The 18,772-nt window shown below is 44.6% G+C and carries 14 protein-coding genes; 6 read left to right on the forward strand and 8 right to left on the reverse strand.

The genetic code is table 11. From position 1 onward, the window contains the following. Positions 1 to 69: 69 nt before the first annotated feature. The 4 genes from I6E38_RS06310 to I6E38_RS06325 all read right to left on the reverse strand — a co-directional run bounded on the left by I6E38_RS06310 (position 70) and on the right by I6E38_RS06325 (position 5,753). Positions 70 to 978: a hypothetical protein gene (locus I6E38_RS06310; RefSeq protein ID WP_235393152.1), complete on the reverse strand. Its 909-nt coding sequence runs from the start codon at positions 976 to 978 to the stop codon at positions 70 to 72. A gap of 91 nt (positions 979 to 1,069) precedes the next feature. Continuing rightward, a complete protein-coding gene (gene dcm, locus I6E38_RS06315; protein WP_235393153.1) occupies positions 1,070 to 2,809 on the reverse strand; it encodes a DNA (cytosine-5-)-methyltransferase in 1,740 nt (579 codons plus the stop codon). Positions 2,810 to 2,812: 3 nt separating this feature from the next. Continuing rightward, positions 2,813 to 4,348: a MutH/Sau3AI family endonuclease gene (locus tag I6E38_RS06320; RefSeq protein WP_235393154.1), complete on the reverse strand. Its 1,536-nt coding sequence runs from the start codon at positions 4,346 to 4,348 to the stop codon at positions 2,813 to 2,815. Then, positions 4,335 to 5,753, reverse strand: a complete 1,419-nt coding sequence (locus I6E38_RS06325) for a MutH/Sau3AI family endonuclease (RefSeq protein WP_235393155.1) — start codon at positions 5,751 to 5,753, stop codon at positions 4,335 to 4,337. Before I6E38_RS06325 ends, I6E38_RS06320 begins: the two co-directional genes overlap by 14 nt. A 260-nt stretch (positions 5,754 to 6,013) precedes the next feature. Here I6E38_RS06325 and I6E38_RS06330 point away from each other — a divergent pair, with 260 nt between their 5' ends. Continuing rightward, a complete protein-coding gene (locus I6E38_RS06330; protein ID WP_235393156.1) occupies positions 6,014 to 6,175 on the forward strand; it encodes a DpnD/PcfM family protein in 162 nt (53 codons plus the stop codon). Between the two features lie 11 nt (positions 6,176 to 6,186). Then, entirely contained in the window at positions 6,187 to 6,408 is a 222-nt protein-coding gene (locus I6E38_RS06335; protein ID WP_235393157.1) for a hypothetical protein, read from the forward strand. 57 nt (positions 6,409 to 6,465) lie between these two features. Here I6E38_RS06335 and I6E38_RS06340 read toward each other — a convergent pair whose 3' ends face one another. The 4 genes from I6E38_RS06340 to I6E38_RS06355 all read right to left on the reverse strand — a co-directional run bounded on the left by I6E38_RS06340 (position 6,466) and on the right by I6E38_RS06355 (position 10,718). Beyond that, on the reverse strand, positions 6,466 to 6,987 hold the full coding sequence (locus I6E38_RS06340) for a PIN domain-containing protein (protein ID WP_235393158.1): 522 nt from the start codon (positions 6,985 to 6,987) through the stop codon (positions 6,466 to 6,468). A gap of 2 nt (positions 6,988 to 6,989) precedes the next feature. Further along, a complete protein-coding gene (locus I6E38_RS06345) occupies positions 6,990 to 7,985 on the reverse strand; it encodes a helix-turn-helix domain-containing protein (protein ID WP_235393159.1) in 996 nt (331 codons plus the stop codon). A 601-nt stretch (positions 7,986 to 8,586) separates the two neighbouring features. Beyond that, positions 8,587 to 9,258: a tRNA (N6-threonylcarbamoyladenosine(37)-N6)-methyltransferase TrmO gene (gene tsaA / locus I6E38_RS06350; RefSeq protein ID WP_235393160.1), complete on the reverse strand. Its 672-nt coding sequence runs from the start codon at positions 9,256 to 9,258 to the stop codon at positions 8,587 to 8,589. A 176-nt stretch (positions 9,259 to 9,434) separates the two neighbouring features. Next, a complete protein-coding gene (locus I6E38_RS06355; RefSeq protein WP_235393161.1) occupies positions 9,435 to 10,718 on the reverse strand; it encodes a DUF3078 domain-containing protein in 1,284 nt (427 codons plus the stop codon). A 151-nt stretch (positions 10,719 to 10,869) separates the two neighbouring features. Here I6E38_RS06355 and I6E38_RS06360 point away from each other — a divergent pair, with 151 nt between their 5' ends. From I6E38_RS06360 to I6E38_RS06375, 4 genes are all read left to right on the forward strand, one after another. Continuing rightward, positions 10,870 to 12,495 carry a CTP synthase gene (locus I6E38_RS06360; RefSeq protein ID WP_235393162.1) on the forward strand — a complete coding sequence of 542 codons (1,626 nt, stop codon included), beginning with the start codon at positions 10,870 to 10,872 and terminating at the stop codon, positions 12,493 to 12,495. A 236-nt stretch (positions 12,496 to 12,731) separates the two neighbouring features. Next, a complete protein-coding gene (gene yidC / locus I6E38_RS06365) occupies positions 12,732 to 14,630 on the forward strand; it encodes a membrane protein insertase YidC (protein WP_235393163.1) in 1,899 nt (632 codons plus the stop codon). Between the two features lie 201 nt (positions 14,631 to 14,831). Then, the gene (gene dpp5 / locus I6E38_RS06370) at positions 14,832 to 17,000 is read left to right on the forward strand and encodes a dipeptidyl-peptidase Dpp5 (protein WP_235393164.1); all 2,169 of its coding nucleotides are present in this window, start codon (positions 14,832 to 14,834) and stop codon (positions 16,998 to 17,000) included. Between the two features lie 237 nt (positions 17,001 to 17,237). After that, positions 17,238 to 18,653 (forward strand): MFS transporter, encoded by a 1,416-nt coding sequence (locus I6E38_RS06375; protein ID WP_235393165.1) that lies wholly within the window; start codon positions 17,238 to 17,240, stop codon positions 18,651 to 18,653. The last annotated feature ends 119 nt before the right edge of the window (positions 18,654 to 18,772 follow it).

Raw genomic sequence — 18,772 nt, forward strand, 5'->3', positions numbered from 1 at the left:
TTACCTTCAGAATTCTCAGCCCAAGAAAAAACAAAACTACACATATAGTTTGAGATTTATTGCTTTTAATTAGTTCACATAACACACTTGTATATATTTCTTTTCCATTTCTGGTAAATTATCATATATATCTTTTGCTCCAATAATATTATCACAAAAATCAACCGCCACAACAGAAGCTAACCTAGAGGCTATTGTTAATAATATTTCCAGAAATTTAATATCGTCGTTTGAATTAAACATCTGTCCAAACTGTAAAACACCCAGGAAAGAAGGATGGCCATGTATAGATAAAAATCTATATAAAGGCATTAGAGAATTGCCCACCAAACCTTCTGTTCCCTGTTCAAACCTAATACTATCAAAAGAAATTATCTTAGATTTATTATCTTTTTTAAACTTATATCCTTTTATGTCAACACTATTACTTGAAATGACCTTTCTTAATTGTTGCATAATTGATTCGGAGATTTCTAATTTAGAAGCCAATGTAAGAATTCTTGTTTTTATTTCATCAATTTGTTCCTTTTCATTTTTTTCTTTTACTCTATATCGACCTGGTACATATTGTAAATTTTGACGATTGTTAAACCCTCTTATTTTCCAAATATTAAAAACAAGTTCTCTTTCTAATATCGAATTTTGTTCTGCATAAATATTATGAAATACAAAAGTAGCTTCATAGAGACTTCTTAAAACTGACATCATGGAAGGTATATCCAATACTTTTGTAGGCAAGTTATCAGGAATCAATTTGATTCCTTCACACATAGATACCAATGTACGAATTTTACAAATAATAATTTGAAGTATACATTGTGAAACGGATTCAACCTCGGATATGTCTTTGTTATCATAACATATTCGCCAATTATAAAACAAATGAAACAATCCGTCACCTAAACTAGACAAAACATCTTTCATTATTATATTTTGCCCATCGATACCAATATTGTCCAAATACTGTTGTATATCCATAATTAATCTAATTTTATTAAGCCTTTAGAATAAGCCATGAGCGAGATTCTTTTCTCGCTCATAGCTTTGTTATATTTTTACACACTATATATCAAATGGTTTTACCCATCACTTTTCCTAACACGGTATCTCGATAAGTGTTAAAGATATTGGGTTTAATTACTACATAATTTGGCAAACTTTCAAGATATTCCAGTTCAAACACAAGACGTGGTTCTCTATCTTCAGTCTCAGGATGAATTTCCGCTTTATTACCAATACGAGCAATACGAATAAGATACAAATCCTTCACTCCTTTACCCTTGATATAGGGCATGAAATAGAAGAGCTTATTAAGGGCTATAGTTGACGGGAATGACTTTGTTTTACCTGTATAGTAAATCTTTGTCTGACCTCCATCAAGGAAATAATCCTTATTGTCTTCTTTCACAAAACCAATTAGAAGATTCTTGGTCATATCCAAGGTATAATTCTTCTTTGGCTTGTTTATTTTCAACTGAGGTTCTAACTCAGAGAACAGGTCAAGATTTAACTTAGGTTGTGCATCGCGTTGAATGTCTATTGGGTGAGTAGATATAGGCTCCTTATCATAAATAAAGCGATAGAGACTCTTACCTATCTGCTGCACTATACCACACACCAAAGCATTCCCCATCAAAAAAGCTCTACGACCATCTGTTACATCTGGATGACATGTGTGATTATCGGGGAACATATTCAAACGCTCCAACTCGATTGGAATCAAACGACGATAACGTCCAGAAGGAGTAAGTATCACATGCTTAAAACGTGATGCAGCCGCTCCTCCTTCACCAGTAATAATGGTTCTAGACGGCTTATCCAAGGAATCTGGAAACGCCATTCCACCTTCTGAAAAAGTATATTTGAAACCCTCTTTAGATGTTCTTTCAATTTTCTTTGCCCCTTTCTCATATTCCCATTTTGCTACATCTTCTTCGGAAATAAAAAATTCTTCAGGTACTAAAGACTCATCAACTACATTACCTCCAAGAGTCATAGACGGACCATCATATACGGCTTCTGCATTTACTGAATAGACACAACGATTACGCATAATTCCAGCAGAACCAAATGGGCTATTCTTACCATCTTTATTGAAGTTGTCAGAAACCTCTTTAATCGTACCTTCTATTTCAAATTCTGAAAAAGTATTATCCTTTGGTTTAAAAGGAAAAGCCTTTGCTAATACGCCTTCATAAAGTGTCCAATCTTTCAAATCTTGCACTTTATCTGAAACGTAAGAACCTTCACGATATCCCACAATATATGTACGCCGACGACGCTGTGGCATTCCATATTCAGCAGCATTAATAACACGCCATTCTACAACATATCCAAGGTCAGCAAGAGACGCAAGTATAATAGCAAAATCACGACCACGTTGTTTAGCCGGAGAACCAAGAAGACGGTCTACATTCTCAAAGAAAATGTAATTTGGGCGGTTTTCACCTTTCTCATTAAGAATACGATAAATTTGCCACCAAAGTACACCTTTCTTACCTTCAATACCACCAGAACGGCTGAGAGTTGAAGCAACAGAATAGTCTTGACATGGGAAGCCACCAACCAAAAGGTCATGGTTGGGAATTTCATCAGTAGGAACAGTATTTATATCTTTGTTACTATGTCCTGTTGAACCAAATCGTGCTCTATATACAAGTGATGCATCTTGGTGCACCGTCGATGGTTCCCATTGGTTATTCCAAATAGTTTCATAGGCATCGGAAGCACCTTCCAATCCAATACGGAAGCCTCCAACACCTGCAAATAATTCTACAACTTTTATCTTATTATCGTTTCTTTTTGGCATACTTTAAATATATGGTATTTCTTGTAATTTTTTTGCTATGTATGAACCTTTAAGCCAGAAGAACTGTGGCAACATTCTTATGCCATTCACACATTCTGTTCTTGTTTTCTCTGTAGACACGTCTGCTCCGCCACGGAAGAACACCTTATATTCAGAACTCTTAGGGAAGTTTGGGGCTCCACAATATGAACCACTACTATTCATTCGTTTGTTACCATGTTTATCATATAAGTATTCCCATTCTAGTTCATTACTATGAATTAAATATCTTGAATCCTCCCATGTCCGACGAACTTCATGCTCTATGAAATCTTCGTCAAAGGCAAAGCGCTTAAATCCCTCAAACGTTGTTTTGCTTTGGTCTTTGCTGTCATATTCACAAAAGATAGGACAAAGGAAACTATGTTCACAGAAGTAATCATATACATCCGATTCTTCAAAATCAGCATCTCTATCGGCCCATTCTCCAAAGTCAATATGCTTTAGCTTCATATCTTCCGTCCTTCCACCTTTAGGAGTAATTGTTATTGTTTTTGCAATGATACCTACTTTTGTAAAATCAGAAATCTGATTAAGCCTTTTGCAATCAGTTCCAAACATACGAATTACACATTTCGCAGCAATATCCTTAGCAGAAACATCAATCCCAAATATTACTTTCAACTCTGCCAATGTTTTCCCCTTATATTGAGTTGTGAGAGAATGACATCTTGCATCTAATTGAGCAAAACTGGAGAATGATTCTTTCAACGCAATCTCGTTATTTGTTCTGCTTTTATTAAAATGTCCTCTAACAATATAATCAACAAATGTCTGCTTCAATCTGTATCGAGGCTTTTGATACGAACCGGATGCTTTGCGTTTGAAACCAGGTACCAACTCTATCAATAGCAGATTTGGACGCAGAAGATGAGTGAAACCTATCAACTGTTCATTGCGTCTAGCTACTTCATGATATTCATCATATATTTTTTGCAAATGGTCTCGTACTATCTCCCAATCGTTTTGCAACTTCGCTTTTTCTTCGTCCGAGAATGAATTGTAGCAATAATCAACAATGGGAAATTGAGCATAGCCTGATGCAGGAACAACCTCGTAAGACTTATACTCGTAAAATACTATCAAGAGATGTTCAGATTTTTCCCAAAAATGAGAAGTATTGAAGTCTGTTTGGATTGTCGGCTCAAAAGTTACGCCAGTTATGCTAATACCTTCTTTAGCTCCTAGATATACATTATAGGCTTCTCCCGTTTTACCTTTAATATTCTTCAGGTCACTTTTAGGTACACGAACGCCAGTGGTCTTCAACTCCGTAAGTACACCATCAATTTCTATATCACATTCTTGGTCACTATCTCGTTCATATCCAAAGACAGACTGTTCTATCACATCACCAGCTATACCAGTAATTTTCTCACTCTTTATGGTACGGTCAAACTGGCGAGATTTATCAACCTCCCCTAATGTTTTTCCCTTGGCTTCTTCCAAAATAGTAAAGACTTGCGCCTTTGTGAATTTTCTATCGTCAGTTACTGCCATCTTCTATATTTTTCATTACAATGTCAAGAATGTAATCATTGTTCAACCAAAAACATTTTGGTTGAACCCAATCGCCTTTAGGTGTTTGAACTTTTTGGTTCTTGGTGCCATGAGGACGAATGTGACAAACCTTATGGGTTTTGGTGGTTATGAAATTATCAAAATCATCATTGTTAACCTTTTGTTTTGTATCTTCCCAAAGAGACTTAGCTATAAGCATATCATCATATGGCATATTCCAAAAGAATACTTTTACTAGCTTCATTTTCTTTTTATCTCCATCAGATGACTTACGAAATACTGCAAACAAAAATTTAGATGAAAGCAGTTTATACCATTCTGATTCATCCCATTCTTGATTCACAATATCAACAAACCTAATATAGGGAAACGACATTGACTCCTTTATCTTGTTGCGATGCGCTTCAAGAACTATGGATTTTAAAGATATTCCTGCATTTTCAAATTCTTGTATTTTACGAGTCTTAATCCCCAACATTGCTCGACATACATTGTATGCGAAATCTTTAGCTTTTACATTTAATACTACATGTTTTTTTCTCTCAATTTGAGCTACAGTTTTACCATAAAATGGTTTCAACCGTCGTTCTATTAACTGTTCGAAAGTCTCTTTTGCCTTGTAACTATGTAATGACTTTACAATTTTATCTGAAAAATATTTCTTTTGAAGACTTTTAACTCTCTTGGGGGAAATCTGAAGCTGATGTTGAACATTTTCATCCAAGAAAGATTGCAGAATTATCTTATTTATATAGCCTGTTTTTAATGAATAAGCTCTCTGTTGAGCCAGTTCTTCAGAATTAGGTTGCTTTCGTAATTCAGCATATGCCTTACTTCCTTTCATACATGCTGCAAGATAGAAAGTATCTCCTTCTGTCAATTTGTGAGCTTGCCCATCAAGAATTTTGGAATGAATTTTATTCCAATCATCAGTTATGATTTTTAAGTCTTCTTTTGGAAACCTCCAAGTACGAATCAGCTTGAAAATCATATCTACAGGACTTACCCCATATTTATGAAGATAGAACATTAAAAGTAAAAAATGATTCTTATGCCAAAAACTACTTGTCTCAAACGATTTCTGGGCTTCCTCAACATAATTTATGATATTTAAAACAAGCCGTTCTTTTGAAGCCATACTTTTATCAGCCAACTCCTTCAATGGCGTACACTTCAACTCTAAACCTACTTCTGTAAAATCAGGTTCAGCTTCTGAATTTGGCTCATAGCCATAGTGATACTTTTCTACAGCCTGACCCAATCCACCTTTTCCACTATGAAGCACAGCATTAGGGTAAACTTCTTTCAAAGACTTACCAAGCAATGCCTTTCCATAGTTTAATATGGAAGTTGCAGATTTTGGATTATATGTTTTCTTTGCCATACTTGTTTTCTTTAAACTTACTATTGACTTCGCAATTGATTATCAAGCGTCACATATACACAAGGACGATTATCAATTTCAAGGATGCAAAAATACTAAAAATAAACGGAATAAATGCAGAGTAGTTAGTTCAAAGAACTTAATAAACAGGCTAAATATATAGCAATAAGGCTATAGTAAAGATAAATTTAGATCAAGATTGTTAAACATTGATCAAATAGTTTATATCTTAAATTTTTATCATAGTTTTGTGCTTACTTATGAAATACAAAATCACAATAAAAGAAATTCTTGCAAAAACGATAGAGATTGAAGCAGACTCACTTAAAGAAGCAAAATCTACTGCTACTAAGTTATATCATAACTGCGACATTGTTTTATCAGCTGACGATTATGATACAACAGAAATATTTGCCCTTTAGGTTGAGTGGATATGGCAGGGATACCATACCCTCCTAAGTTTGCTTTGTCTACGCCTCTACTCCATTTTGAATGCCGACTTTACTTGGGCCATCGTCTTGTCTCTACTCATTACTGGTATTGGGACGCTCAGAAACGAACGTTTATGCATACTCGCGACTGGCCCTTCTCGCCAATCAGCGAAAGCGAAGTCAAAGAATGGTACGGCAACAGCAAATGGAAGATTGAACAATGAACCACGCTGTAACCATGGCGTTGCTCCTCGTAAAGGAGCTTCGCCAACGAGATATGACTATAATGTGTTTAGACGTTTAAGAGTTTCAATTCGTTCTTTGATAAGTTTCCTAGGGAGACGGTTATTTGAACTTAGAAGACGCTCCAAGGCGTTAATCATTTCACCGCAGTCAATATCACCCTCCTGTGTCAGCATATCGGTGAGGAATAGAATGCCTGAGACTTTTACATTTTCAAGCGTAGCCTTGTCTTTCAACTTTTTGTCACCAGTCAGCAAACGACAATTGTTGTCTATGGCATAAACCATAACGGAAATATCTTCCACGGACAAGTTACAAACACCATTATATTCTGAAACCTTTTGGAAAACAGTGCCAACCTGCTCACCTGAAAGAGAATAAACAGACAAAGTACCCTCATCAATAATGCTTTGGACTGCTGTATACTGTTCAGAATCTTCAATCTCGTTGATAACGACATCCAATGTGCGAAAGTCGAGATTAAGTTTCTTACAATACGCCAGCAATCCTGCATTATATAGGTCTATCAAGATATTTGTGTCATTAATAACAATCTCCATACTTACATCAGATTGAGAGTGTCACGGACTTCATTGACAGACTTATCCAAAAGAGCGGCTGCTTTGGAGTATGAAATAACCTCGCTTGCAAGCGCACGGTAGACCAGACGCTCAAAGCGACAGGTATGCTCCATTGGATAGAGACTTTGTTCTACAGCCTCCTTGAAAGTGGGCAAGGCATTCTTCTTTTTATGGTAAGAAGTGAAGCGTCTGTCTGTAATGATATTCAGCTGTGCCGCCTTTACCATAAGAGCATCAACAGAAATACCGTATTCACGCTGCATGGCCTGTAGCTCGACCAAGGAAATATCGTGACGGGACTCACCTATCAGATTCTTGAACTTGTCAGATGGTATCAACACCTCGTTTGCAAACACGTTACACATCTTCTCCTTATCAACTCCGTCAGCACAATGCATCAGAAGATGACCCAATTCGTGGAAAATAGTAAGACGCTTGCGCTCAGAACACATATTCTTATTGACCACAATAACAGGCAATCCACCAGCCTCGTTGCAAGTGCCAGAGAATGAGCTGTCGTGTTCAATCTCTATTATCTTCACCCCAACTGATTCCAATAAGTCAATAGCGGAGACTATGGCATCAGAACCGATATTCAAATCATTGCGAAGACGCAAAGCCAAGAGTTTAGCTTCGTTCTCTCCCTCAACGGTCGTATTACCATAATCCAAGCAGAATTTAGACGTTATGCCAAGAATAGCCTCGATTTCAAGATACTTCTCTATTTCGGAGCAGACAAAGTATTTTATAGACTCGACCTTCTTACTTCCCATGCTTGACTTCTTGCGAAACTCAAATTTAGAAGGATCTATATCAATGGTATAAGGACGGAAGAAATAGTCTAATTTCATGTTCAATGCGTTGGAAAGCAAAATCAACACGTCACTTGACGGCATCATCAGTCCCTTTTCATACTTTGCAATTGCAGTTGGCGACACTTTACCATCAACCGAATTGCATAGTTCACGTTGTGACATACAACGGATTTTTCTGGCGTTAACCAATCTTTGAGCAAAAGTATTATCCATATTTAAAATGTTTAGGTGTGCAAAGTTACTAATAATTTATAAAAATGCACACCAGCAGAATATATACAGCATGTTTTTTAACAAATATTTTAGTAATTCAAAATTCGCCAACGGCGAGGACCTTTTCAACCGAACGAGCTACGCTTCGCTCCTATATTTGCATTTCTAACCGCTCAAAACTGCGAGTTGAACGCACGAAGAAATCTTTGGCTCGAAATTCTCGAGTTTTGCGCGTGCAGGTGTTATATTGCTTATACACAGACGATTGTAACTATGGCGAACGGAAGTGTGCAAGAAAGATGAACGAAAAAAGCCTCCATTTGAATGCAAATGGAGCATTTTTGCCCTCCATTCAAGCTACTATTGCAATGCAATAAGGGCTTCTTTGCCTTTCAAAAGTTGTCCTTTTGCAATGCAAAGAAGCCCTGAATGGAAAATCGAGTGGCTTAAGCCACTAAAAAAACGAAGAAAACCGCTTCTGAAATCTCTAGAATCGATTTTTTATTTGTAACACTTTTTTACTGCCTGTACGATATTTGCATCCTCAAAATCACTCCACTTCTACTACTGTCAGCACGCCATCAGCCACCTTGAATCGTACGTCGCGACCGGCATACGACATGCCGTAGAGCTTGTTGGGGTCGTTGTGATAATGCGGACGGGGGTCGAGCGAGAGCACACCGTGCAGGGCCTGGAGCTGGGCAGACGTAAAACGCATAGCTAACGGCTGCGGAATGTCTACCTGAAGGCGCTGAAGGGCGTGGGTGTCGACGAAGCCGCTACGGGCATCGGGATGGGAGTCGGCATAGACCACGTAGGGCTTGATGTCGTAGATGGGGGTGCCGTCCATGAGGTCGGCACCAAGAACGTGTATCAGCGGACCGTTTGGGGCGTTGAGGTCGACGTGCGAGAGGCGCACCGACGAGAGTCCTATACGGTTGGGACGGAATGGCGAACGTGTAGCAAACACTCCCATACGGGTGTTGCCGCCAAGCAGCGGCGGACGCACTACGGGGCTGACAGCAGCATGGCTGTTGGCAGAAAACTCCCACACGAGCCACAGATAGTCGAACGCCTCAATGCCTCGCAAGGCGTCGGCATTGCGATACTGTGGCACAAACTCGATTGTGCCCTCCAGGTTCTCCACAAGTCCGCTCTGCTTCGGAACGCCAAACTTAGTGGCAAACGGAGAATGAAAATAAGCTATAGGTTCGATTTGCATGATTTGAATTTTGAGTTTTGAATTTTGAGTTTTGAGTTATTCTCGGCTTTGCCTGCGATTAAGAATTAACGATTTTTGAATTCACAATTGAATAATTTATAATTGAATAATTCACAATCGCCGTAGGCGACCAATTCAAAACTCAAAACTCAAAATTCAACATTCGCGATTTCGCGCTATATTCCATAACTGAATCCGAGCGACACGTACTCCTTAAACTGGAAGTAGCCGTATTTGTCGTCGCGCTTCACGCCATCGTCGAATCGTGGATAGAGGAAGAGGTTGGTCGAGATGTACTTGTTGACTACGAAGGTGAAGGTGTTCTCCCACTCCATCTTCATGCGATGATAGGTGGTGTAGCCATAGAAGCGGGTCTTCCAGCGTACATCCTTGGCCATCTGCCACACAAGGTCGACCGTAACCTCCGAACCGTAATCGTTCTTGGCGTGGTGTCCCTCGTCGATACCGAAGCGTGGAGCAAGATCCTTATCACGGGCATAGGTGAGGCTGTAGGCTATTGGAGCGAGGTGGACCGAACCCGTCATGCGACCTTTAAACCAATTGACCTTATAGTCCATACCGAGTGAGGGATTGACGTAGAGCGGCGAGAGGAAGCGTGAGTAGATGCGGGTGTCGTTGCTGCGCAAGCCACGCATGAACTGGGTGCTGGCTATGAGCTGGAACGTGTAGTACCAATGCTTCGAAGCCTGCAGTCCGAGTTTGCTGGTGTAGCGTATGAGGTCTTCGGAGGCACGCACCGTATGTAGGGTGTCGCCACGAGAATTTTGCAGTCCGAGACGCATCTCGAGTTTGTTGTTCCACTGGAATCGCTGCTTATTGTTATAGTTGGCCTGCAGCGTCACGGCAGCTATCAGCGAGTAGTTGCTCTCGCCACCCTTATACCAGTTGTCGGACACATAGTTCTGGAAGAGTTGCAGACTGTAGTCGCCGCTGAACTTCCAGAAGTTGGGCTTCTCGACGTATATCTGCACGGGCGACACCACATCGTCATCGTCTACCTTAGGCGACACGAGGTCGACAATGTCGGTTTCGGGCTTGACGGGAGTGGTAGAAGGCTCGATGATGGGGCCTACACGGTCGAGCTGGCTCTGCGTGCTGACCACGAGGTCGGGTCGATGCAGATAGACATTGAGCAGACTGCGGTCGAGCTCGGGTATGGAGTCGCCAAGGCGGAAGGCGTTGGCAGCAATGCCGTGATAGAAAGTGAAGGGCACGAAGAGACGATAGTAGCGGCCGTCGGGTGCCGAAAGACTGTCGCGACGCAGGGCGAAAAGCGAGTCGACACGGGTGCGGCTCACCTGCAAGGAGTCGACATACGAACGTACAATGACCGGCACCGTGTCGGCATCATGCACCTTGGCGTGGCGCGAGCGCACCTGTGCATCGGCATGACCTGCGAAAAGCAACATTGCCACTATGGCGATATGGAAAATTTTCATATGCATAAAAATAGATGAAATGCTAATAAATAATGGTGCAAAGGTAAGAATAAAAAATAAAAATTTTGTCGGTTTCGCATAATTATATTAACTTTGCACCTTGTATTTTTGTACGTATTAGAATATTTAATTCTTTATAATTTATATCACCGTGGCTGAAACAAAGTACATATTTGTAACAGGCGGCGTTGTGTCTTCACTTGGTAAAGGCATCATTTCGTCGTCAATCGGTAAGCTCTTGCAGGCAAGAGGTTACAACATCACTATCCAAAAATTTGACCCGTACATCAACATCGACCCTGGAACACTCAACCCTTACGAGCATGGCGAATGCTATGTGACGGTTGACGGAATGGAAACCGACCTCGACTTAGGCCACTACGAGAGATTCACCGGAATCCAGACCACCAAAGCAAATTCGCTGACAACAGGCCGCATATACAAGGCGGTTATCGACAAAGAGCGCCGTGGCGACTATCTGGGCAAGACCATTCAGGTGGTGCCGCACATAACCGACGAGATTAAGCGCAACGTGAAGCTGCTCGGCAAGAAGTACAACTACGACTTCGTGATAACCGAGATTGGCGGAACCATTGGCGACATTGAGAGCGCTCCATACATGGAGGCCATACGACAGCTCAAGTGGGAACTGGGCAAGCGCGCCATTAACATCCATCTGACATACGTACCATATCTGAAAGCAGCCGGCGAATTGAAGACCAAGCCTACTCAGCACTCCGTGAAGGAACTGCAGAGTGTGGGTATTCAGCCAGACGTATTGATACTACGCACCGAAAAACACTTGGATGAGGGGATAATGAAGAAGGTGGCAGGATTCTGCAATGTCGACCTCGACTGTGTGATACAGAGCGAAGACCTGCCAAGCATATACGAAGTGCCCATAAACATGCAGAACCAGGGACTGGACACAGCCATTCTGCGCAAGATGGGCGAACCTATCGGCGAGAAGCCGTCACTCGGTCCGTGGCGCTCATTCCTCGAACGTCGCAGCAAGGCTACCGAGACGGTGAACATCGGACTCGTGGGCAAATACGACTTGCAGGACGCTTACAAGTCAATACGCGAAAGCCTCTCGCACGCCGGTACGTACAACGACCGCAAGGTGAACATCACATTCATCAACTCGGAATATCTGACCGAGGAGAATGTGGCTGAGAAGATAGAAGGCCAGGACGGCATACTGATTTGTCCGGGATTCGGACAGCGTGGCATCGAGGGCAAGATTGTAGCAGCCCACTACTGCCGCACGCACAATATCCCGACTTTCGGCATCTGTCTGGGCATGCAGATGATGGTGATAGAGTTTGCCCGCAACGTGCTGGGCTATGCCGACGCCAACAGCCGCGAGATGGACGAGAAGACTCCACACAACGTCATCGACATCATGGAGGAGCAGAAGAACATTACGAATATGGGCGGAACAATGCGTCTGGGCGCATACGAGTGTGTGCTGAAGCAGGGCTCGCGCGTGTTCAATATATATAATAAGGAGCACATACAGGAGCGCCACCGCCACCGCTACGAGTTCAACAACGACTTCCAGAAGGAATTTGAGCGTGCCGGTATGCAATGCGTAGGACGCAACCCCGAAAGCGACCTCGTGGAAATTGTGGAGATTCCGGGCATGAAATGGTACATCGGTACACAGTTCCACCCCGAATATCAAAGTACCGTGCTGCATCCACACCCACTGTTTGTCGACTTCATAAAGACAGCAGCAGCGCAACGCAGCGGAGCTGCGAGTGATGAATGTTGAATTAGGAATGTTGAATGTTGAATTGGTCGCCTAGGCGATTGTGAATTATTCAATTATGAATTCAAAATTCGTTAATTCTTAATCGCAGGCGTAGCCGAGAATAATTCAAAATTCAACATTCAAAACTCAAAATTCGCTTACGCGCGCAAGCAATAAAGCTATAAAAGAAATAGAAAGAAAAAAATAACAATAATAAGAATAATAATTAAACAAATACTAATTAACAACTAAAAAAAGTGGACAAAAACAACATCATCGGTTTTGTGCTTATAGCCGCCGTACTGATTGGATTTGGCATCTGGAGCCAGCCTTCTGCCGAGCAGATTGCGGCACAACAGAAGCAGGACTCAATCGAGAACGTGGCACGAGCAAAGGCCGAAAATGCTGCAAAAATGGCAGCACAGCAGAAGACTGCTCAGGCTAAGGCAGCTGCCGAAGCCGACACTACTGCTCTGTTTTACGCTGCTCTGCAGGGCAACGCTACCGACGTTGTACTGAAGAACAAGAACGTGGAACTGACCGTCAACACCAAGGGCGGCGTAGTGTCGAAGGCTGTTATCAAGAATTTTGAGGACCGCAATGGCAACAAGGACGTCACTCTCTTCGACAGCAAGACACAGAGCCTCAACTTCGCTCTGGCTGCTAAGGAGGTGAACATAAACACTGCCGACCTCTACTTCACACCGTCAAACCAGACCGACTCTACAGTAACTATGACCGCTGTGGCTGGTGCCGGCAAGTCGCTCGTAATCGACTATGTGCTGGGCAAGGACTATATGCTGCACACTAAGGTGCAGGCAATAGGACTGGCTGGCGCTTTCGCCCCGTCGACAACACAGATGGATGTACAGTGGAAGGACATGGCTCGTCAGCAGGAGCGCGGATTCACATTCGAGAACCGCTACGCTACTCTGACCTATCATGAGGCTGAGGGTGGCACCGACTACCTGTCGGAAGGCAAGAAGATTGAGAACGAGACCATCGAGAAGAAGATTGACTGGGTGGCTTTCAAGAACCAGTTCTTCTCGGCTGTGATGATTGCCAAGAACGACTTCGCCGAGAATTCGCAGATGACAAGCATTCCGCAGGATAAGGGCTCGGGCTATCTGAAGCAGTATGAGGCCAAGATGAAGACCTTCTTCGACCCAAGCGGAAAGACTCCGTCGGAGTTTGACTTCTACTATGGTCCGAACGACTTCCGTCTGCTGAAGCGTGTTGAAAAGGAGTGCGCATTCGACAAGGATCTCGACATGCAGCGCCTCGTATACCTCGGTTGGCCACTCTTCCGCATCATCAACCGATGGTTCACTATCTACGTGTTCGACTTCCTCACCGGACTGAACATCAACATGGGTATCGTGCTGATTCTCATCACATTGCTCCTGAAGTTCATCACCTATCCTATGGTGAAGAAGAGCTATATGTCGTCGGCAAAGATGCGCGTGCTGAAGCCGAAATTGGAGGAGGCTACAAAGCACCTCAACAAGCCTGAGGACCAGATGCAGAAGCAGCAAGCCATGATGACCGAATATGCCAAGTATGGCGTTTCGCCACTGTCGGGATGTCTGCCTATGCTCATACAGATGCCTATTTGGATTGCAATGTTCAACTTCGTGCCTAACGCCATTCAGCTGCGTGGCGAGAGCTTCCTATGGATTAAGGACCTCTCGACCTACGACCCCATCATCGAGTGGAACACCAATCTGTGGCTCATCGGCGACCACCTCTCGCTGACATGTATACTCTTCTGCGTTGCCAACATCCTCTACTCGTTGATGACCATGCGCCAGCAGCGCGACCAGATGGTGGGCCAGCAGGCTGAGCAGATGAAGATGATGCAGTGGATGATGTTCCTCATGCCGCTGATGTTCTTCTTCATGTTCAACGACTACTCTGCCGGACTGAACTTCTACTACTTCATCTCGCTGTTCTTCAGCGCTGCCATCATGTGGATACTGCGCAAGACTACAAACGACGAGAAGCTGCTCGCCATTCTCGAGAAGAAGTATGAGGAGAACAAGAACAACCCTAAGAAGCTCAGCGGACTGGCTGCACGCCTCCAGGCTATGCAGGAGCAGCAGCAGGAAATGCAGCGCAAGCGCGAAGAACTGGAGCGCAAGCGCAAGGGACTTTAAAAGAAATAGACAGTTGAGAGCTATATTAATTGAGAGTTGAGAGTCTGGAGTTGAGAGTTATGATTACCGATAACGGATGTTTTTATTCCAAACATTTGCTATAAAGCATATCATAACTCTAAACTTTCAACTCTCAACTCTCAACGTTAAGAAACAACTCTCAACTTTATTTTTAAATATCTTACCCTAAACATACCTACAATGAACAAAGCTTTATCAATCGCTGCCGCCGCTCTTATCGGCTGCGCCAGCATCAATGCCGAAGCACAAACTATGATTGGCAAAACTACCAATGTTGCTGCTATCAGCAAGGGCGACCGTATGACACCCGAAACACTATGGGCAATGGGACGCGTAGGCGGAGCTGCAGCTTCGCCCGACGGCAAGACCGTAGTTTATCAGGTGGGTTACTACAGCGTTAAGCAGAACAAGAGCCACCAAATGCTCTACACCGTAAGCGCTGACGGCAAACTACAGCGCACTCTCACCACTACCGCTGCCAGCGAGACTGACGCAGCATGGATAGAGGGCGGCAAGCGCATCGCGTTCCTCACAAAGGGACAGCTGTGGTCGATGAACGCCGACGGCACCGACCGCCGACAGCTCACCAAGAGCGACATCGACATTGAGGGATTCAAGTTCTCGCCCGACGAGAAGAAGGTGATTCTCATCAAGTCGCTGCCCTATCACGAAAGCATACAGAAGAATCCCGACGACCTGCCACTGGCTACCGGTCGCCGCGTGACCGACCTCAACTACCGCCACTGGGACCACTACGTGGAAAGCGTAGCCCATCCCTTCGTGGCTGACGTAACCGAGAATTGTATAGACAACGGAAAGGACATCATCGAGGGCGAACCTTACGAGTGCCCGATGGCACCCTTCGGCGGTGTGGAGCAGCTGGCTTGGAGCCCCGACTCGAAGACCATTGCATACACATGCCGCAAGAAGACCGGCGTAAACTACGCCATCTCTACCGACTCTGACATCTATCTGTATGACGTGGCTTCAGGTTCGACCAAGAACCTCTGCAAGCCTGAGGGATATAAGGACCCCGAAATCAACGTCACCAAGACCATGAAGACCCAGGCCATTAACCATCAGCAGGGCGACCTCAACATGGGATACGACACCAATCCCCAGTTCTCTCCCGACGGCAAGTACGTGGCTTGGCAGTCGATGAAGAACGACGGATATGAGAGCGACCGCAACCGTCTCTGCGTGTACAATCTCGCTACCGGCGAGAAGAAGTATGTGGCTGAGAAGTTCGACTCGAACGTTGACGCATTCTGCTGGAATGCCGACTCGAAAACTCTCTACTTCATCGGATGCTGGCACGCCTGCGTGAACATGTACCAGACCAACCTCAACGGCGACGTGCGTGCACTCACCGACGACTGGATGGACTTCGGATCAATACAGATGCTCGGCAAAACCGGCAAGATTCTGGCTTCACGCCACAGCATCTCACAGGCCGACGAGCTGTACATCATCACTCCGGGCAAGGACGTGAAGAAGACCAAGGTGCAGCAGATTACCAACGAGAACAAGGCTTTCTACGACCAGCTCGAAATGGGCAAGGTGCAGGAGCGCTGGGTGAAGACCACCGACGGCAAGCAGATGCAGGTATGGGTGATTCTGCCTCCACACTTCGCCCCCAACAAGAAGTACCCCACACTGCTCTTCTGCGAGGGTGGACCACAGAGCCCCGTAAGCCAGTTCTGGAGCTATCGCTGGAACTTCCAGATTATGGCAGCCAACGACTACGTAGTCATTGCCCCCAACCGTCGCGGACTGCCGGGCTACGGCCATGAGTGGAACGAGGCTGTATCGGGCGACTGGACCGGTCAGTGCATGGACGACTATCTGTCGGCTATCGACGACGCTGCCAACAACCTGCCTTACGTAGACAAGGACCGTCTGGGATGTGTAGGCGCAAGCTTCGGCGGATTCTCGGTTTACTATCTTGCCGGCCACCACAACAAGCGCTTCAAGGCTTTCATTGCCCACGACGGTGCCTTCAACCTTGAGTCGATGTACACCGACACCGAGGAGGCTTGGTTCTCCAACTGGGAGTATGACGACGCTTACTGGAACAAAGACATGACCGACCGTGCACGCCGCACCTACGAGAACTCGCCGCACAAGTTTGTTGACAAGTGGGACACTCCTATACTCTGCATCCACGGCGAGATGGACTACCGCATCAATGCCAACCAGGGATTCGGCGCTTTCAACGCAGCACGCATGCGCGGCATACCCGCCGAGCTCCTCATCTTCCCCGACGAGAACCACTGGGTACTCAAACCGCAGAACGGTGTGCTCTGGCAGCGCACATTCTTCGGATGGCTGGATAAGTGGCTTAAATAGAATTAGGAGTTTTGAGTTTTGAATGTTGAATTATCGGCAAAGCCGATTAGGAATTGTTCAGTTTTGAATTGAAAATTACTTATAGGAAACAAAGAATCAACAACTCAAAAATCAAAATTGAACAATTCAAAATCGCCGCAGGTGACAATTCAAAACTCAAAACTCAAAACTCAAAACTCAAAATTGCGCACCGCGCAACAATTCAAAACTCAAAATTCAAAACTCAAAATTTAAAATATGGTTCAACAAGTAAATCAATTATTGAACGATAAGGCATGGGCACGTTGGACAGCCCTTGTGCTTGTCGCTTCCATGATGTTCTTCGGCTACATGTTTGTCGATGTAATGTCACCAATCCAGGCCCTTATGGAAAGCCAGAAGGGATGGGGTCCGGACACATTCGGTACCTATGCAGCATCAGAGTACATCGTCAACGTGCTCGGCTTCCTCATCATTGCAGGTGTTATCCTCGACAAGATGGGCGTGCGCTTCACTGGCGTTCTGTCTGCCTCAATGATGTTCATCGGTGCGCTTATCAAGCTTATCGGTATCAGTGACTGGTTCGCTCAGACAGCCTTTGCCGACTGGCTCAACTCATGGTGGGTGACTCTGCCTGCAAGTGCCAAGATGGCTTGCTTCGGCTTCATGCTCTTCGGTTGTGGCTGCGAGATGGCTGGTACTACCGTATCTAAGGCCATTGCAAAGTGGTTTAAGGGTAAGGAGATGGCGCTGGCTATGGGATTGGAAATGGCTATCGCACGTGTAGGCGTGTTCGCTATCTTCTCTATCTCGCCAATCATCGCCAACCACTTCGGCACAGTAGTAGCTCCTGTAGCATTCTGCACAGTATTGCTGCTCATCGGCCTTATCACCTTCATCGTGTTCACCTTCATGGACAAGACGCTCGACAAGCAGTTGGGCACAACAGAGGAGGCAGGCGACCCCGAGGAGGAATTCAAGTTCAGCGACCTCGGCAAGATTTTCTCTTCGCAGGTGTTCTGGATTGTAGCTCTGCTCTGCGTGCTCTACTATTCGGCCATCTTCCCGTTCCAGCGCTACGGTGCCAACATGCTGCAGTGCAACCTCGACGGTATCTCTGCCGAAGCAGCTGCCAACATCTTCCGTTGGTTCCCGATTGGAGCAGCCGTAATCACTCCGTTCCTCGGCAACTTCCTCGACCGCAAGGGTAAGGGTGCCACAATGCTTATGGGCGGCGCATTGCTCCTCATCTGCTGCCACCTCGTGTTCGCCTTCGTATTGCCGGCTACAAAGAGTCCGCTCATCGCCTACTCTACCATCGTATTGCTCGGTATCTCGTTTGCCCTCGTGCCCGCAGCTCTGTGGCCAAGCGTTCCTAAGATTATCGACGAGAAGATTCTCGGTTCGGCTTACTGCCTCATCTTCTGGGTACAGAACATCGGCCTCTGCTTCGTACCGAAGCTCATCGGCAACCTCCTCGCTTCTACCAACGCCGACAACCCTGCCGTTATAGCAGCCAAGGAAGCCGGTGCCGACTTCATCCCCTACGACTACACCGTGCCATTGATAGTATTCGCAAGCTTCGGCGTTCTCGCCCTGCTCTTCGCCATCTATCTCAAGGCTCTCGACAAGAAGAGAGGCTTCGGTCTGGAAGAGCCTAACATTAAGGCATAATAACGTAGGCGAAAAGAGTTATAGCGAAACTCACATAAAAAGAGAAAAGGGGGTGTGTCAAAATTCACACCCTCTTTTAAAATATCACAAAGCCCGAACTTTCACAAGCTCGGACTTTG

The organism is Leyella stercorea, from assembly GCF_021531355.1.
Taxonomy (GTDB): Bacteria; Bacteroidota; Bacteroidia; order Bacteroidales; family Bacteroidaceae; genus Prevotella.

Excerpts from the sequence above, each read along its gene's own strand:
- I6E38_RS06310 (WP_235393152.1), bottom strand. The coding sequence starts at position 978 with ATGGATATACAACAGTATTTGGACAATATTGGTATCGATGGGCAAAAT.
- dcm (WP_235393153.1), bottom strand. The coding sequence starts at position 2,809 with ATGCCAAAAAGAAACGATAATAAGATAAAAGTTGTAGAATTATTTGCA.
- I6E38_RS06320 (WP_235393154.1), bottom strand. The coding sequence starts at position 4,348 with ATGGCAGTAACTGACGATAGAAAATTCACAAAGGCGCAAGTCTTTACT.
- I6E38_RS06325 (WP_235393155.1), bottom strand. The coding sequence starts at position 5,753 with ATGGCAAAGAAAACATATAATCCAAAATCTGCAACTTCCATATTAAAC.
- I6E38_RS06330 (WP_235393156.1), top strand. The coding sequence starts at position 6,014 with ATGAAATACAAAATCACAATAAAAGAAATTCTTGCAAAAACGATAGAG.
- I6E38_RS06335 (WP_235393157.1), top strand. The coding sequence starts at position 6,187 with ATGGCAGGGATACCATACCCTCCTAAGTTTGCTTTGTCTACGCCTCTA.
- I6E38_RS06340 (WP_235393158.1), bottom strand. The coding sequence starts at position 6,987 with ATGGAGATTGTTATTAATGACACAAATATCTTGATAGACCTATATAAT.
- I6E38_RS06345 (WP_235393159.1), bottom strand. The coding sequence starts at position 7,985 with ATGTCACAACGTGAACTATGCAATTCGGTTGATGGTAAAGTGTCGCCA.
- tsaA (WP_235393160.1), bottom strand. The coding sequence starts at position 9,258 with ATGCAAATCGAACCTATAGCTTATTTTCATTCTCCGTTTGCCACTAAG.
- I6E38_RS06355 (WP_235393161.1), bottom strand. The coding sequence starts at position 10,718 with ATGAAAATTTTCCATATCGCCATAGTGGCAATGTTGCTTTTCGCAGGT.
- dpp5 (WP_235393164.1), top strand. The coding sequence starts at position 14,832 with ATGAACAAAGCTTTATCAATCGCTGCCGCCGCTCTTATCGGCTGCGCC.
- I6E38_RS06375 (WP_235393165.1), top strand. The coding sequence starts at position 17,238 with ATGGTTCAACAAGTAAATCAATTATTGAACGATAAGGCATGGGCACGT.